16 protein-coding genes are annotated in these 15,271 nt (G+C 36.2%); 7 read left to right on the forward strand and 9 right to left on the reverse strand.

Features of this window, described 5'->3' with window-relative positions:
- Positions 1-13: 13 nt before the first annotated feature.
- Together R2Q84_RS12560 and R2Q84_RS12565 are read right to left on the reverse strand one after the other, a co-directional pair.
- Positions 14-1,105, reverse strand: coding sequence for a glycosyltransferase family 1 protein (locus tag R2Q84_RS12560; protein WP_316816892.1), 1,092 nt, complete (start codon positions 1,103-1,105; stop codon positions 14-16).
- Between the two features lie 54 nt (positions 1,106-1,159).
- Complete coding sequence (locus tag R2Q84_RS12565) at positions 1,160-2,152, reverse strand: glycosyltransferase family 61 protein (protein WP_316816893.1); 993 nt, start codon at positions 2,150-2,152, stop codon at positions 1,160-1,162.
- Between the two features lie 137 nt (positions 2,153-2,289).
- On the opposite strand from R2Q84_RS12565, the gene R2Q84_RS12570 reads away from it, so the two are divergent.
- On the forward strand, positions 2,290-3,096 hold the full coding sequence (locus R2Q84_RS12570) for a glycosyltransferase family 2 protein (RefSeq protein WP_316816894.1): 807 nt from the start codon (positions 2,290-2,292) through the stop codon (positions 3,094-3,096).
- Here the strand turns inward: R2Q84_RS12570 and R2Q84_RS12575 are convergent.
- The 3 genes from R2Q84_RS12575 to R2Q84_RS12585 are packed head-to-tail and all read right to left on the reverse strand — an operon-like array spanning position 3,093 to position 6,698.
- Positions 3,093-4,025: a nucleotide-diphospho-sugar transferase gene (locus R2Q84_RS12575; RefSeq protein ID WP_316816896.1), complete on the reverse strand. Its 933-nt coding sequence runs from the start codon at positions 4,023-4,025 to the stop codon at positions 3,093-3,095. The two genes, R2Q84_RS12570 and R2Q84_RS12575, sit on opposite strands and share 4 nt — an antisense overlap.
- Before the next feature lie 37 nt (positions 4,026-4,062).
- Positions 4,063-5,904: an ABC transporter ATP-binding protein gene (locus R2Q84_RS12580; RefSeq protein ID WP_316816897.1), complete on the reverse strand. Its 1,842-nt coding sequence runs from the start codon at positions 5,902-5,904 to the stop codon at positions 4,063-4,065.
- A gap of 53 nt (positions 5,905-5,957) precedes the next feature.
- Positions 5,958-6,698, reverse strand: a complete 741-nt coding sequence (locus tag R2Q84_RS12585; RefSeq protein ID WP_316816898.1) for a glycosyltransferase family 2 protein — start codon at positions 6,696-6,698, stop codon at positions 5,958-5,960.
- Between the two features lie 35 nt (positions 6,699-6,733).
- Here R2Q84_RS12585 and R2Q84_RS12590 point away from each other — a divergent pair, with 35 nt between their 5' ends.
- Positions 6,734-7,852: a glycosyltransferase gene (locus R2Q84_RS12590; protein WP_316816899.1), complete on the forward strand. Its 1,119-nt coding sequence runs from the start codon at positions 6,734-6,736 to the stop codon at positions 7,850-7,852.
- Here the strand turns inward: R2Q84_RS12590 and R2Q84_RS12595 are convergent.
- Genes R2Q84_RS12595 through R2Q84_RS12610 form a run of 4 tightly spaced genes read right to left on the reverse strand, consistent with a single transcriptional unit; the run spans position 7,839 to position 11,084 of the window.
- Positions 7,839-8,630 carry a glycosyltransferase family 2 protein gene (locus tag R2Q84_RS12595; protein WP_316816900.1) on the reverse strand — a complete coding sequence of 264 codons (792 nt, stop codon included), beginning with the start codon at positions 8,628-8,630 and terminating at the stop codon, positions 7,839-7,841. The genes R2Q84_RS12590 and R2Q84_RS12595 overlap by 14 nt on opposite strands.
- Before the next feature lie 3 nt (positions 8,631-8,633).
- A complete protein-coding gene (locus R2Q84_RS12600; protein ID WP_316816901.1) occupies positions 8,634-9,443 on the reverse strand; it encodes a glycosyltransferase family 2 protein in 810 nt (269 codons plus the stop codon).
- A gap of 41 nt (positions 9,444-9,484) precedes the next feature.
- Positions 9,485-10,363 carry a glycosyltransferase family 2 protein gene (locus R2Q84_RS12605; protein WP_316816902.1) on the reverse strand — a complete coding sequence of 293 codons (879 nt, stop codon included), beginning with the start codon at positions 10,361-10,363 and terminating at the stop codon, positions 9,485-9,487.
- Between the two features lie 58 nt (positions 10,364-10,421).
- Positions 10,422-11,084 carry a glycosyltransferase family 32 protein gene (locus R2Q84_RS12610; RefSeq protein WP_316816903.1) on the reverse strand — a complete coding sequence of 221 codons (663 nt, stop codon included), beginning with the start codon at positions 11,082-11,084 and terminating at the stop codon, positions 10,422-10,424.
- 44 nt (positions 11,085-11,128) lie between these two features.
- On the opposite strand from R2Q84_RS12610, the gene meaB reads away from it, so the two are divergent.
- The 5 genes from meaB to R2Q84_RS12635 all read left to right on the forward strand — a co-directional run bounded on the left by meaB (position 11,129) and on the right by R2Q84_RS12635 (position 15,269).
- Positions 11,129-12,019 (forward strand): methylmalonyl Co-A mutase-associated GTPase MeaB, encoded by an 891-nt coding sequence (meaB, locus tag R2Q84_RS12615; protein WP_316816904.1) that lies wholly within the window; start codon positions 11,129-11,131, stop codon positions 12,017-12,019.
- A gap of 362 nt (positions 12,020-12,381) precedes the next feature.
- Positions 12,382-13,713 (forward strand): OmpA family protein, encoded by a 1,332-nt coding sequence (locus tag R2Q84_RS12620; protein WP_316816905.1) that lies wholly within the window; start codon positions 12,382-12,384, stop codon positions 13,711-13,713.
- A gap of 77 nt (positions 13,714-13,790) precedes the next feature.
- Positions 13,791-13,931, forward strand: a complete 141-nt coding sequence (locus R2Q84_RS12625; RefSeq protein ID WP_316816906.1) for a DUF6728 family protein — start codon at positions 13,791-13,793, stop codon at positions 13,929-13,931.
- A gap of 42 nt (positions 13,932-13,973) precedes the next feature.
- Positions 13,974-14,354, forward strand: a complete 381-nt coding sequence (locus tag R2Q84_RS12630) for a RidA family protein (RefSeq protein ID WP_316816907.1) — start codon at positions 13,974-13,976, stop codon at positions 14,352-14,354.
- Positions 14,355-14,357: 3 nt separating this feature from the next.
- Positions 14,358-15,269: an EamA family transporter gene (locus R2Q84_RS12635; protein WP_316816908.1), complete on the forward strand. Its 912-nt coding sequence runs from the start codon at positions 14,358-14,360 to the stop codon at positions 15,267-15,269.
- Positions 15,270-15,271: the final 2 nt, after the last annotated feature.

Consider the following 15,271-nt stretch of genomic DNA (forward strand, 5'->3'; position numbering starts at 1 on the left):
TGGTAATGAGGGATTAGCGCATTAATTTTCCGTAAACGTCTTTAGTCCCCTGCATTGATTTTTCGAGTGGAAATTTTAACAATTGCTTAGTTCCGTAGGCAGTCATTTGCTTTTTAATTGAACTGCTTTCTACTGCCTGAAGTATCTTTTCTTTCATGTCATCAATTGAAAGCGGGTCAAAATAAATGGCGGCATCACCAGCTATTTCGCGGAAGCAGGGGGTATCACTTAAAAGAGCGAGACAGTTGTTGGCAAAAGCCTCTAATATGGGGAAGCCAAAGCCTTCGAGCAGGGAAGGACTGACATAACATATTGCATGTTGATAAAGGGCGTCTAGACTTTCATCAGAAGCTGCAATTTGCACTATTTTATCATTGAGGTTGTTTCTGATTAGGAATTCGCTTTCAACGGGGTTAAATGAATTGCCTGTACATACGAGTTTAAGATTGTTGTGGACGAGGCTGAGTTCTTTAAATGCATAAAGAAGGCGAAAGAAGTTTTTGTATCCTGCCCGGTCTCCAATGTATAAAATATAAGGAGAGTGAACGATTGACAGCGCAGGTAGTTTAGCTTTCAGGCTAGTGTTTATGCCATGGTAAACCACAGTTATTTTTTCATCTGGGATGGCAAAGAATTTTTGTAGATCTTTTTTTGTGGACTCCGAGATGGCAATGATATGATCTGCACGATTAATAGTTAGCCTCTTAAATTTGCTGAATTCATCATAAGGGGCAAAAAATTCAGGATATATTTCATGAATCATATCATGAACGGTAAGCACAAATGGTTTTCTTAATTCTTTAAGAAAGTAGGGGTCATAATATGTAGGGTGAAATATATCAAAATTATTTTCGCTTATTTTTTTTGCAGAAAACTTTCTATTATACTTGAGCTGTTTTTTATGCTTTTTTAAAATAAATTTTATAAACGGATTCTTTGAAAAGACATCTTCTCCCAGGTAAAAATTATTGGTCTTTAGCAGGCTGATTTCGCTTTTGTAGTCAGAATCATCTAGTAAATAATGATATATATTGGCAAAATATCTTGAGATCCCACCATATTTTTGCATATCAAACGTCTGGTGATCCATTAATACATTTATCATGGAGTAAAATTATAAATTTATTCTAATAAACTGTTTTTTGTGCATACATTGAAGCTAGACCTCCATTAATGTAAGCGCTTCCTTGAGTCTTGGTATATTTACTGTAACTTCTACAAGGTGCGTGTTTTCCGTATTACCAGTGTTTAATAGATAAAAATAATCGTGCCCTAAGTCTGATGCTAGAGAAAAGAAACAATTATTGTGGTTGTCGCCTTCATTTCTGAGTTCCATTACCTGGCCATTACAAGGCATAAAGAGCATATTGGTTAAGCCGGCTCCATGTAGGCCTATAAGTGATTTCGTTTCTGACATTATCGCTATCTGTTGCAGAAAATCGTAATCTTCAAAGAAGTGTATTTCGTAACCGTAATGTGATACCAAAGAGATGACCTGATTCTCATTTTGGATTTTTCTTCTGGTCGCCTTTTGCCGACTGATAAATATTTTTCTAGTCGGGAATGATTTCTTGTCTTTTAAAAATCGATCTCTGAGATTATTTATTATATGTTTATTATAGTTCCCTGTGGGGGCGGTATGAGTGCATGTATAGAGATTGCTTATAACTAATCTCTTTCTTGGGTTGTAATAAGATATTTCAAATTTAAGCAGTTCGAGGGATTGGGAGATATAAGGTTTTGTTTTGTAAGATTCAGGTAAGATTACCAGTCGATTAGGTGTAAAAGTTCCAATTGTAATTAATCTGGTTAGTGCATCTGTTAACCAATGAAAATACTCCTCGCTCCAATCGTCATTTATCCAGATAGCATCATGGATTTTATTTTGTGGGAGTATTAATTTAAAAATCTTTTTGAATAGTACTTTTTTTGATACCGGCTGTATACTGGAAAGAGAAGGATAGGACTTTAGTTTACTGACATTGAATATTGTGCCTTTTAGAATGTTTACCTTCTTTAAGTTTAATAAAGTAGTTTGATTAATTTCCTGTTGAAATGCATTTTTAAACAGATGTTCATGATTGTTTTGATAATTTGCAGGCCTCTTTCTGATTGAAAGATGAGCGTTTAATTCTGATTTTAATATATTCATTTATGTGTTTTACGAGGCTTTTTCCAGAATTTTTAAAGGTATTAAAAAAGCTAGCAATTGAATTGCTGGATTTGAGTATTTGTATGTAGACGTTTATTGAAAGTTGGTATCTTTGAAGCAATAATAAAAATGTCTTTATGAATAAAGGTGGGTATGCTATATCGGGTATAAGTTCTATAAAGGAGGATCACATTCCTCTCATTTCCGTTATTACGGTAGTGCGTAATGGAGCCGAATTTCTCCAGGCTTGTATTGATACTGTAAGAAATCAGGAATACCCGAACATAGAGCATATAATATTGGACGGCAATAGCCAGGATCGAACGGTAGATATCTTAATAGAAAATAGTCATAATATAGCTTTTTGGTTAAGTGAACCTGATAATGGGATTTATGATGCTATGAATAAGGCTATTCAATATTGTAATGGGGACTGGTATATGTTTCTTGGTGTTGATGATTTGCTTTTGCCGGGATTTTCAGAATTGGCAAATAATCTGGTTGATAAATCTACTGCTTACTATGGTTGTGTAATTTACAAGGGAATTCCGCAATATGATGGCCCGATAAATAAGTTTAAGCTCGTAAGAGCTAATATTTGCCATCAAGCATTACTTTATCCCAAAATAGTATTTGAAACTCACCAGTATGATGTAAACTATAAGATAGCTGCCGACAATGTTCTCCTTCTTAGACTATGGAAAGAGCAAAAGATTAAATTTGAATATTATGAAATTGTTATTTCAATATTTAATCATTTAGGTATTTCCGGCACAGATTGGGATCGGTTTTTTTTTAAAAACAGAAGCAAACTGATTTATGATAATTTAGGCACATTACCTTATTTATACCACCTATATGTATCCTTTTTAGAAAAGGCGCGCAAAAAAATAAATAAACGAATTCATAAGTTTAAGCATTTTATTGGCGCTGATGCTGGTTAGCGTTTTTTCAGAAAAGATTTTGTGTTTTTCCACATCCTAGATAATTTGTTTTTTCGGGGTGGGATATAGCTTTCTTTTTCTTGCGTAAATACATCCGCTTGAACATTTGGGATGACGTATCGAAGATGGGTTATTGTATTGATCTCTCCAGTAGGTAATGATGCAAAAACATAATTTTGGTCAAAAGTATGTGTAGCATTGGGTCCAAAACCGATATTCGAGATTAAATTGACATTGGGAATCACAGACAGTCCATGGTTTATTAGGTTCGCATAGGCATACTGATAGTCCCAGGTATCAATTTCTCCATTGTAAGTTTTTTCCAATGCATTTAACCATCCTTCTTTAAAAGGAAAGTGACTTTGACAGTTATTGATAAGGTCTTGTTCTTTAAATGAAGGGAAGCTCTTTAGATCAACATCGTAATTGTTCCACGTCCTTCTCCAGCTGGCCCAACCCCATACAGGAGTAAGATTTGAAAAATAATAGCTAGCCTCACTTCTTTTTGTTCCGAGTTGAAAGTTTGAACCACCAATATGAGTAATTCGTGTATCATATCGATAGTGGGCTAATAATGTGGAGCAAAATGCAAAAAAACTAGCTGAAGGTAAGCAATCATCTTCAAGGATGATGCCCTCCTCTTCTTGCTTGAAAAACCAGGAGATACCTTCGCTCATGGCTACCCTACAACCTTTGTTATGTTCGGATAAGTTGGTCAATACCGTGCATTCCCAATCGATATTTTTAAGAATAGCTCTGGTTTGTTCGCAAACTGTTTTTTCTTCTTCAGTACGAGGCCCGTCTGCAGAAACGTACAGTTTTTTTGGTTTTGCACTCCTGATAGCTTCAAAAACTTTAGCTGTATTGTCCGGCCTGTTAAATATTAAAAATAAAACAGGGGTATTTTTATCATAAACCAAAGTGTTCATCTTTTTGAGAATATCGTTTTAATAACTAATAGATGTCTTAATCTTCAAATGTTTGCATATCAATCAGTCTACGATATAGACCATCATTGAGCATTAATTCATTATGAGATCCCTGTTCAATTATCTTTCCTTTTTCAAGTACAACAATAGTATCTGCGTTTTGTATGGTCGACAAACGGTGAGCTATAATTAACGATGTACGATTTTTCATCAGTTTGTAGAGGGCATCTTGTACCAGTTTCTCCGATTCGGTATCAAGCGCTGAGGTCGCTTCATCAAGTAGCATGAGAGGAGGGTTTCCTAATACGGCTCTTGCGATACAGAGTCTTTGTTTTTGTCCTCCTGATAAGCGGACTCCCCTGTCTCCCACAAAGGTCTCATATCCGTGCTCAGATTCTTCAATAAAATCATGTGCATTAGCAATTCTTGCGGCAGCGATTACTTCGTCCATTGTTGCATTGGGCTTTGCGAATGCAATATTGTTAAAGATCGTATCATTAAACAGTATCGACTCCTGATTCACAAAACCCATCATACTTCTCAAAGATTGTATATTGACATCTCTGATGTTTAGATTGTCTATATAGATGTTTCCGGATTGTGGCTCGACAAATCTTGGCAGTAGATCCATCAGGGTAGATTTCCCCCCACCAGAAGGACCAACAAGTGCGATTGTTTTACCTTTTGGAATTTCTAAATTTACATGGCTTAATATCTCTCTTTCTCCATAAGAGAAGCATACATCATCAAGTTTGATTGAATTATCGAACGATTTTACTATTACAGCATTTGGTTTATCGATGAGCTCTGGTTTTACATCGATTAGATCGAGAACTCTTTTACCTGCAGCAAGGCCAGTGTGTATGCCTGTGAAAGCATCAGAAAGTGCTTTTGCAGGACGTGTTACTTGAGAAAAAATAGCGATGTAGGTAATGAATTCTGCTGACGATAAAGTCGATTGACCGGTTAAAACCATCGACCCTCCAAAATATACGATCCCTGCTACCATTATTACACCTAGAAATTCGGATACAGGAGAAGCGAGTTGTTGTCTGCGCGCCATTTTTCTGGTAATATTTGAATAAGTTACATTTTCCTGATGGAAACGGTCTTTTACATATTCTGTAGCATTAAAAGCTTTTACAATCTTTATCCCCGCGAGTGATTCATCTAAATAGCCTAGCATGGTAGCGAAAGTTTCATGTGCTTTGGTGGCCTGTTGCCTGAGTCGTTTTACTATTTTCGCTATGATAAATCCGGATATTGGAATAACCAATAAAGAGAATAAAGTGAGCTTTACAGAAATGGCAAAAAGGAGTGCTACATATACAATTAAGGTTAAGGGCTCCTTAAATACAACTTGTAATGTATTGGTTACTGTAAATTGTACAACCTGAACATCTGATGATACTTTTGCGATAATATCACCTTTTCGTTGACTGTTAAAATAACCTAGATGAAGGTTCATCACGTTATTAAAAACAGATCTCCTTAGGCTAAGCAGAGTATGGATGCGGAGGTCTTCCATTGTTCTGTTAGACAGGTATTTAAATATGTTTGATAAGAATACCGAAACTACAATAACTATGCATACGAATTTTAATGCTTCCTGCGGACCATAATTGTGAATGTAATAATCGGGGATTTGTTTTATCATTCCCATAACATCCCACCATTTTTGGTCTCCCTCAATTGTAGGGAGACTATCTGGAGCTATTGCCTCTGCAGTACGACTATTAAAAAGGGTATCTAACAACGGAGCTAACAGAGCAAGGTTTAATGTGTTGAATAGTATATAAAGCAGGGTCGTAATAACATACGGTATGGCGAATTTTTCAATTGGCCTTGCGTAGGATAGTAATCGGAAGTAGTCCTTCATTCTATAATTATGATAATTAAAAGGGCAAATGTAAGTAATTATCTTTGTTAGGATTAGAAGAATTTGCTTCCAGGTCTTCTGGATTCTTTAAATTTTCTGATCCTGTATCTTACATAAGTTACATTTCCCAGATATTTTTTTACAAATTTGGCTTTGTCTTTTTTAAAAGCCATGTCTTCTGCTGTCGAAGAGAAACCATCCATATTGTAGAATGCAAGGTTGATATTCAAATAGTTTTTTATAAATAAAGGATCACCCCAGCATTGAATATTTAATAGATAGTCGGCAAAAACAGGATATTTAAGGTTAAAAGAGTATTTTTTGAAAACAGTTAAAGGATAAAGAATGGCCTGGTGACATAGATTCATTTTCGCTAGTTTATATGCTGAAAACTCTCCCCCAAACTGATTTTCTCCATTTATACAATTTCCATAGTAAATGGTATTGCTATTGTTGAGGTGGCTAAATATTTTACGAAAGGAAGGCAATAGTCTGTCGTCTGCACCTAAAAACAATACCCACTTCCCAGTGGCAAGACTAGTTCCTTTATTCATTGCATCATAAATTCCTTTGTCCTTTTCAGATATTACAGTCGCGTTTATAGTGGTAAAACTCTTAACAATTTCAAGTGTATCGTCACTACTTTTTCCATCTACAATGATGAGTTCATAAGGTTCAATTATATTTTCAGTAATGGAATAGAGACAATCTTTAATATATTGAGCTGCATTATACGTAGCAATAATAATCGTTAAAATCGGTTGCGAACTTTCGGTTGCATCGGTATTTATCATATTCAAAGATAGGAAATGACATGGTGATTTAAACTATGTATATTTGCCGATATATGTATGTAACTGATGTCATAGATGTTGTAATTCCATCGTTTCGTATGGATGAAGACATATTGCTTAGGATAGTAAATGTTGATAAGCCTGCTGGTTTCAAGCTTAATTTTTACATTGTAGATGATAATCCGGGTTTAGAAATTCCAAGTTCTATTTTAGCACTTGCGAAAAATGGATCTATTCAATTGATTTTAAATGAAACTAACCTTGGTTTTTCTGAGACAAGAAACAAAGGGATAGCTCTTGGTACTGGTAAATGGCTATTGTTATTGGATGATGACGTAGTCCCAGATAAAACGTTATTGACCGCGTATGCCGATGCAATTGCTAAGGACACCGATGCTTTAGGTTTTGCCGGGGTTACGACTTTTCCTGAACCGTATGATATGGCAACATTGGCGCTTGATATCAATGGGAATACCGGACATTCTAAAGGTGCAAAAACGCAAAAGGAGTTAATGTGGATTCCTACTACTAATATTATGTTGAATCGGGATAAAATGGATCCCTCGTTGTTTAGTGAGGTGCTAAAAAAAGGTGGTGAAGACATCGAATTTTTAGTTAGAAATGCGCTGCTGAATGACCAGAAGTATATTTCTGTTCGTGATGCGGTAGTAGAGCATCCCTGGTGGGATGGGGGGCACACGCGGCGTTTGCTTAGATATGGAGCTGGTGCAGCACAAATAGCACCTTTGCCTTCAATTAGGTCATTTACCTATCATGATTTTACAAATACCATAGAAACATTATTATTGCTACTTATCTGTTCCCCATTTATAATAATAAATTATTCATTATCTGGCTTATTTGCAATTCTTTCTGTTGTAGTGTTAGCCGAATTTATAACAAACTTTATAAGAAGTGTTTATCTGTCAGGTAAATATTCTTTATCGCTGGCATTTTACCTGTTCTGGTTAAAAAATTGTTACGAAGCCGGTTATTTGTATGAATCGCTTTCAAAAGGGAGGCTTAGCGGTTTTGCCGAAAGAATTGATATGAGTTTTTCAAAAAAGAATCCCAGTTGGTTCAGGCTAAATAAATGGAAAATTATAAAAACATGCCTTATTGTAATTGGGTCGTTACTGATTACAAGTATTTAATGCCGTTTTTACATTGAATAACGCCGTCTTGAATCACTTTAAGGTATTTCTGATAATTTAAATCCTCATTATGACGTGGATTTATCTTATGATATAGATGGAAACAAACTGCCCTTAATTTTAATTGTCTTTGTTTAATGCCCAGATTGGTTAAGCGGGCAGCTAGTTCGATGTCTTCATGACCCCAACCTTCCAGGTCATTGTTATAGCCATTTACAGCTATAAAATCTTCTTTCCAGAAGGAAAAGTTACAACCTCGCAAATTGTTTGACCTGAACTTGTCTCCTCTGAATATATGAGATAAGGAAGCAAAGTGAGTTGCGTTGATCTTACTGCCAACGCCCGAGCTAAAGGGACTGATATCGGTGTTTTTGAATTTTAGAATTTTATGCGTCCGGGTTGGGGAAAGCATAGCACGGCTGCCTTTGATGTAATGTCCCGGTAAAGCCTCCGATACATGATCTGCAATGAATTTCGGATGAAGAATTATATCCCCGTCAATCTGAATAATGTATTGCCCACCTGCCGCGGCAATGGCTTTATTCATAATAATGGTTTTTCTAAATCCAATGTCTTCCTGCCAAAAATGTTTTATTGGTATTTGGGTATTCTTTTTAAAGAAATCAATTACTGTTTTCGTTGCTTCTCCAGAGCCATCATCAGCAATTAGAATTTCATTAGGCATTCTGGTTTGTGATAAAACGCTTTTTAAAGACAGACGTAAAGCCTCAGCCCAGTTATAAGTAGAAATGACCAACGAAATTGAATTGATTTGCATTACTTAAAGGTATTGATTGATCCCAAACTCATTGTATGTTTTTTTGTGGAGAATTGCTTCTTTAAAGGTTTCTGTGTTTTCCTTTAAAAATGTTTTTGCATTTTCCTTGTGGTAGATGTGAAATGCAATTGCACCAAGTTTAATAAAGCGTTTTTGGACTCCTGAATTTAATAACCTTGTGATAAATTCTTTATCTTCTGGCCCCCAGCCATTAAAAGATTCGTTGTATCCATTAACTTTAATAGCATCTTTTCTCCAAAACGCCATATTACATCCATGTATTTCGTAAAGCTCTTCTCCTTTCATCTTATAGTTTTTTTCGAAGTACTTCCATAAAAATGGGATTCTTACGGCACTGAAAAAATTAGATATTCCTTTGCTAAACGCGCTTATTTTGTACTGACACTTTTCTAGCATCTGATTAGAAACTACTTCATTAATGTAGACCCTGCTTGCCCTGACAAATGAATTGGGCTTGGCAAACTTAATATGATCTTGTATGAAGTATGGATGCATGATGATGTCCCCGTCTATTTGGATAATATAGTCGCTATTCGTTTTTGCTATGGCTTTGTTTCTTATTTTAGCCAATCTAAATCCTTTATCTTCCTGCCATAAATGACGGATTGGAATGGGGAATAATAACGCGTATTTTTCTATTATAGTCTTTGTGCTTTCTGTTGAACCGTCATCTGCAATTAGTATTTCATCCGGCATCTGCGTTTGATTTAATGCTGAAAGGAGTGTTAGCTCCAGCGCTTCAGGCCAGTTGTATGTGGAAATTAATAAAGCAACAGTTATTTTTTTTTGCATTGTATAAGTTGATGAATGCTTATCGCATTCAGAAAAGTTATTTATTTAACGATTTTATAATTGCGGTATTCAAAGAGCCGGACTCCTGTAAGGTCTTCTATTTTTTGTAATACTCTTCTTTTAAGGTTCATTTTCGGAACAGACTTAGTCAGGTCCTCATCAAATGTCCAATTGGTTGCTGTTATTCTGTCTTGAATTACTTTAGGGTGACTTCCTTGAAATCGAATCAGCCGGTCTGCATTTCGCATATCAAAGGTTCCCTGAACCGGAAGGTTTTGCTCGATCCAGTCTTTAGTTTGGTAGAACTGGTTAAAATTCCTGACTTTGCCTTGCAAGGCTTTAGGAGCTTTTACCCAGCCGTAATGATAAATATAAGCATCAATTAACTTTACCCTTAATTTTCGGTCATTGATTCTGAATCCTTGGGCATCTCTATATGAATGTATACCAGGCAGATTTTTCAGCACTCGGATTTCCCGTCTGTACCAACGTCTGGATTGCGCATAATAATCATAAGAACCATAAAAATGCGTGTATTTTAATAGTAATCCTTCTATTTGTTCGTCGTTCAGGTTGTCTTTCATTTCCTGTCTGATCACATCGTGGTATTTTTCATGTATACACTCGTCACCCTGTATGTAAATCATCCAGTCGGTGTCTGCTGAGATGGCTTTGATTGCTTTATTTGTTTCCTCAGCGAAAACTTGCCCTCCTTTTTGAAGAGAATCGTCCCATATGGTATCAATTATTCTTAATTTATCTGATGAGATCGACCTTATAAGTTCAGCGGTGTCGTCGGTAGAATTACCCAAGGCGACAACAAATTCATCGCATAGTGGCAAAACAGAGCGAATGGCTTCTGATACCGGATAATCGTTCGCGATTGCATTTCTTATAAAGGTGAATCCGGTGACTTTCATTGAAGGGGTTAAAAACGTATTTTTTGTAAATGTAAGTTTTATTTGGGAAGGATTGGCTTTAAGCTATCGACCCATTCTTAAGAACGGGCTGGGTTAATTGCTGTTTTTTCCAGTGTGTACCACTCTGGTACAGGAGCTTACTTAACGGGTACTTGAACTTGAAATGTTTATTGTAATCTACTCCAAGTTTACGGTATGGGATGTCTGGGTTTTCTATTAAGCATAGCTTTATCGCTTCTGAATATACCGTGGGGCCAGTCATTGCATGTACATTGTGAGGGAATCTGTTGTTTCTGATATTGTCAGCCATCAGTTCCATCGTTTTTTGTAAAAATGGGTGGTTGGCTTCGAAAACCAATGCCCATTGTACACATAAACCCGAATTCCCCTCATCAGAAATGATTGCAACGTCATTAGGGAGAATGAAATCTTGAAGACTGCCGTTTATCGAACTGTCTATGTCCAGATAAACGCCTCCCTTTTTTAGCAATATAGCATACCTGAAGAAATCGGCTTTTGCTGCTCCAATGTTAAGTCGCTGATACAGCTTTAAGGTTTCATCGCCATACGCTGTGCTCAAAAAAGATTCTATTCTTTCATCATTATAGAATTCATAGGTATAATCCTGGTTTCTTTTCCTGAATCTTGAAATATACCAACGTGTAATTAACGGTAATTTGTCTGATTTAAACGTTTGATAAATTGTCTTGGGTATTGACATTCCTAATAAATTCTATTTCTTTGTAGCAAAGATAATTTTAATTGATGCAAAACGAAGATTCTCTTATAAAAGACATGCAGGAAGGAAGTTATATTGCTTTGGCAAGGGCGATTACGCTTGTTGAAAACGATATTCCACCTGCAGCTCAATTATTAAGGAGAATTGAACTGAATTCAATGGTTCCGGTAATCGGGATAACTGGCCCTCCAGGAGCTGGGAAAAGTACACTGGTAAATGCTATTGCGGGGCAACTGGTACAGGAAGGAAAGAAAATTGCCATTTTGGCTGTAGATCCGACTTCTCCATTTAATTTTGGTTCTTTGCTAGGAGATAGGATCAGGATGTCCCAGCAGTTTAACAATCCAAATGTTTATATCAGATCGTTGGCTACCAGAGGTGCTCTCGGTGGTATTTCTGCTAAAACAATTGAAATTGTAGATTTGATTAAATCTGCTGGATTCGACATGGTTCTGGTAGAGACAGTTGGAGTAGGACAGTCGGAAGTTGAGATTGCTGGCCTTGCCGATAAAACCGTTGTTGTGTTGGTACCTGAATCAGGAGATGAGATTCAAAATATAAAATCTGGGTTGATGGAAGTTGCACAAGGTTTTGTGGTGAATAAGGCTGATAGGGAAGGAGCGGATACTTTTGCTAATAACTTGAAAAAGCTCGTTCACCAGCAACACCAGCAGATTCCTGTTTTTAAAACTGTTGCAGATAAAAATGAAGGAATAGCTGAGTTATGTTCCTGGTTGCTTGAACCTGTTTTAACAAATAATGAGCGCAAATCTTTTCTGATGACTGAGAAAGCATTTAAGATTATTCAGCATTATCGGATGTCGAATGTTGACCGGAAGGAATTACAAGCAGCTATTGATGTAGCAATGAAAAATGCAGCGTTCAATATCTATCAATTTACAGATAGCTGGATTTAAAAATATTTAATTTAGCTCCATTTTGTAGGGCTGTCTTAAATATAGGACTTGCTTGTATGAGTGATTAGGACAATATTTAAGATGATTTGACGATTTTGTTAAAATAAGGAAACAATCTTGAAGTGTATTTTGAACACCATTTAATTATGTCTATATTCTAGAGGAAATTTAAAATGGATTTTTTTGCAGCTTTAAAAGGGCTTAGGGTAGGTTTGATTGGGTTCTGACAGGGTTTTTTCCTATGGTTTCCAAGTTTGGAACGGAGTTTGTACAAGAGTTTTGAGAATTTAAAAATTTGTTTAATTTTGCTACACAAAAAAAATTATACAATTAAAATTTGTTTAACCTTAAAAAAGAAAATTATGAATTATTCTACTTTAAAAAAGGGTCTAGCGGCTTCTTTTGTAGCATTACTAGGAGTTACTACTCTTGCTAGTGCCCAGGACGCTACGACTTCTTCTTCAGCCAAGGTATTTGGTGGAAGAGGCCAGTACAGAACGTGGTCTTTAGGTGTTAACGCCGGTGTGTTATCTCCATTTATTGCAATCGGTGGTACTAACGATTTCACTAATGCTGATGTAAACTTAGGTTACGGTATCTCATTAAGAAAACAATTAGGTCATGCATTTGGCTTAGAAGGTAATGTTTTCCGTGGTAAAATTTCTGGAACGAACAAAGACGGTGGACCAGGTGCTCTTCCGGGATTAAGTTCTTTCGAAACTGAGCTTGGTTATTCAGCTGACTTAAGAGGTGTTGTTAACGTTGCAACTGTTGATTTCTTACGTCGTGAGAACTCAGTTAACTTCTTCGTTACTGCAGGTTACGGTGTTGCCGCTTACAGAGCTGCATTAAACGGTGCTGATCCTAAAGATTTAGGTGAAACATTTGGTGAAGATGGTGATAAAAAATACATCAAAGAAGCTTATATCCCAGTTGGTGCTGGTGTTAAATTCAAAGTTTCTGAGCGTGTATCATTTAACTTAGGTTATACTATGCATTTTGTTGATGCTGATAACTTAGACGGAGTTTGGGCTAAAGCAACTACTAAAGATAAATTCTCTTACGGATATGCTGGATTAGAATTCTCTTTAGGTTCTAAATCTAAACCAAACTTGGATTGGGTTAACCCGTTAGCTTTAATGTATGATGAATTAAAAGATCCATCTTTACGTAATGAAGTTGAAGCATTAAAAACTCGTGTATCTGCTGTTGAAAAATCTGTTGAAGATTTGAAAAAAGATAGCGATGGTGACGGTGTTGCTGATCAGTTTGATAAATGCCCAGGTACTCCAGCTGGTACTGCTGTTGACGGTTCAGGATGTCCTCTACCTAAAATGGAAACTGCTGCTTTAAACACTGGTAACTTAACTGGTTTTGAAACTATCAACTTTGAATTCAACTCTTCAGTTTTAAAAACTGAGTCTTACCCTACTTTAGATAAATTATCTTCAGTATTGCGTGAAAACGGTGGTAAAGTAGCTGTAAACGGTTACGCTTCAAGCGAAGGTACTGCTGCATACAATTTGAAATTATCTAAAGACAGAGCTAACTCTGTTAAAACTTACTTAGTTAACTCTGGTGTTAACGCTAGTCAAGTTGTAACTAAAGGTCATGGCGAAGCTAATCCAATTGCTTCTAACGATACTGAAGAAGGTCGTATCCAAAACCGTCGTGTTGAAACATCTAGAAACTAATTATTTCTAATTAAATACGAAAAAAGAGGGCTTCAGAAATGAGGCCCTCTTTTTTTATTTTATACCTTTGTATACATATGTATTTATTTAGAAAAAAGGATCCTGAAAGACCAACAAGTACCAATGTGAGAATCATGCATATTATTAATGCGATTGCTATTGGTATGTTCGTTTGTGGTATTTTATGGAAGCTCATTGACTGGCTTATTTTAAGCTAAATGAATATCATTTGGTAACTTTTACAAAATAACATCTTAGATATGAAAACGATCATCAATACAACTAATGCTCCTGCTCCTATTGGCCCTTATAATCAGGCAGTGCTAGCCGGAGGCTTTTTATTTTTATCGGGACAGGTGGCTATTAATCCTGCTTCGGGGGAGTTGGTTCAGTCTTCTATTTCAGAGGAAACGCATCAGGTGATGAGAAACATTAAGTCGGTGTTACTGGAGGCTTCTTATGGACTTGAAGATGTCGTAAAAACTACGATCTTTTTATCTGATATGGATCTTTTTGCTGCGGTAAATGAGGTGTATGGATCTTACTTTGATAGCAATTTCCCTGCACGTGAAACTGTAGCGGTGAAGGGTTTGCCAAAGGGAGTAAACGTAGAGATTTCGATGACAGCATTTAAAGGCTAAGCTTTGCCGAAATCTAATTTGCGTTATTTTTTTGCGGGCATTTTATCTTTTGCCATTTGGGGCTTCTTTTCGATTCCACTGAGAAACCTGAAGGCATTCCCATCAGAAGAAATACTCTATTACCGCATTTTTACTTCCCTTGCTTTTATTTGGATTGCTATTGTTCTATTCAGAAGGAAACAACTAAAAGCGGATTTGACTTATTTGTCCTCAATTGGTTTCAGGGAGAAACGTAACATTTTGTTTCAGCTTATAGGCTCTACATTATTGCTTACCTCTAATTGGTACACCTATATTTATGCAGTGAATAATGTTAGTCTTCAGTCGGCAGCTTTTGCTTATATGGTTTGTCCGCTGATTACAGCTTTCGGAGGCTTTTTAATTCTAAAAGAATCCTTGTCAAGATTAAAGCTTATCTCACTTGGAATAGCTTTGCTCAGTATTCTACTACTTGCCACAGGTTCTTTTATAGAAGTAATATGGTCGGTCATTATAGCTTCCTTATACGCGTTTTATCTGATCATTCAACGTAAAATGCAGTATTTGGATAAGCTTAATGTTCTGGCGGTGCAGATTGCGATGGCTGTAATATTAATGCTTCCATTTTACTTGCTGAAACATGAGGGGATCCCTCAGGATTTATGGTTTTGGGGGAATATTACAGTTATTGCGGTGTTTTTTACCATTATCCCATTATTCATGAGTTTGTATGCTTTAATTGGTATACCTTCGTCGACTTTGGGCATTATTATCTATATCAATCCGATTATTGCATTCGCAGTGGCAATTTTTTATTTTGGTGAGCATGTTGATGTACATAAGCTCTTTGCTTATCTGTTGTTGCTGATTTCTGTAATTGTATTTAATTGGAGCATAATAAAAGATATCTTTACCTTTAAGAGAAAAACTATATAAAG

It is taken from the genome of Pedobacter nyackensis, from assembly GCF_032678475.1.
In the GTDB taxonomy this organism is placed as follows: Bacteria; Bacteroidota; Bacteroidia; order Sphingobacteriales; family Sphingobacteriaceae; genus Pedobacter; species Pedobacter nyackensis_A.

Excerpts from the sequence above, each read along its gene's own strand:
- R2Q84_RS12590 (WP_316816899.1), top strand. The coding sequence starts at position 6,734 with ATGTATATTTGCCGATATATGTATGTAACTGATGTCATAGATGTTGTA.
- R2Q84_RS12610 (WP_316816903.1), bottom strand. The coding sequence starts at position 11,084 with ATGTCAATACCCAAGACAATTTATCAAACGTTTAAATCAGACAAATTA.
- R2Q84_RS12565 (WP_316816893.1), bottom strand. The coding sequence starts at position 2,152 with ATGAATATATTAAAATCAGAATTAAACGCTCATCTTTCAATCAGAAAG.
- R2Q84_RS12560 (WP_316816892.1), bottom strand. The coding sequence starts at position 1,105 with ATGATAAATGTATTAATGGATCACCAGACGTTTGATATGCAAAAATAT.
- R2Q84_RS12600 (WP_316816901.1), bottom strand. The coding sequence starts at position 9,443 with ATGCAAAAAAAAATAACTGTTGCTTTATTAATTTCCACATACAACTGG.
- R2Q84_RS12585 (WP_316816898.1), bottom strand. The coding sequence starts at position 6,698 with ATGATAAATACCGATGCAACCGAAAGTTCGCAACCGATTTTAACGATT.
- R2Q84_RS12605 (WP_316816902.1), bottom strand. The coding sequence starts at position 10,363 with ATGAAAGTCACCGGATTCACCTTTATAAGAAATGCAATCGCGAACGAT.
- R2Q84_RS12575 (WP_316816896.1), bottom strand. The coding sequence starts at position 4,025 with ATGAACACTTTGGTTTATGATAAAAATACCCCTGTTTTATTTTTAATA.
- meaB (WP_316816904.1), top strand. The coding sequence starts at position 11,129 with ATGCAAAACGAAGATTCTCTTATAAAAGACATGCAGGAAGGAAGTTAT.
- R2Q84_RS12630 (WP_316816907.1), top strand. The coding sequence starts at position 13,974 with ATGAAAACGATCATCAATACAACTAATGCTCCTGCTCCTATTGGCCCT.
- R2Q84_RS12580 (WP_316816897.1), bottom strand. The coding sequence starts at position 5,904 with ATGAAGGACTACTTCCGATTACTATCCTACGCAAGGCCAATTGAAAAA.
- R2Q84_RS12620 (WP_316816905.1), top strand. The coding sequence starts at position 12,382 with ATGAATTATTCTACTTTAAAAAAGGGTCTAGCGGCTTCTTTTGTAGCA.
- R2Q84_RS12625 (WP_316816906.1), top strand. The coding sequence starts at position 13,791 with ATGTATTTATTTAGAAAAAAGGATCCTGAAAGACCAACAAGTACCAAT.
- R2Q84_RS12595 (WP_316816900.1), bottom strand. The coding sequence starts at position 8,630 with ATGCAAATCAATTCAATTTCGTTGGTCATTTCTACTTATAACTGGGCT.
- R2Q84_RS12570 (WP_316816894.1), top strand. The coding sequence starts at position 2,290 with ATGAATAAAGGTGGGTATGCTATATCGGGTATAAGTTCTATAAAGGAG.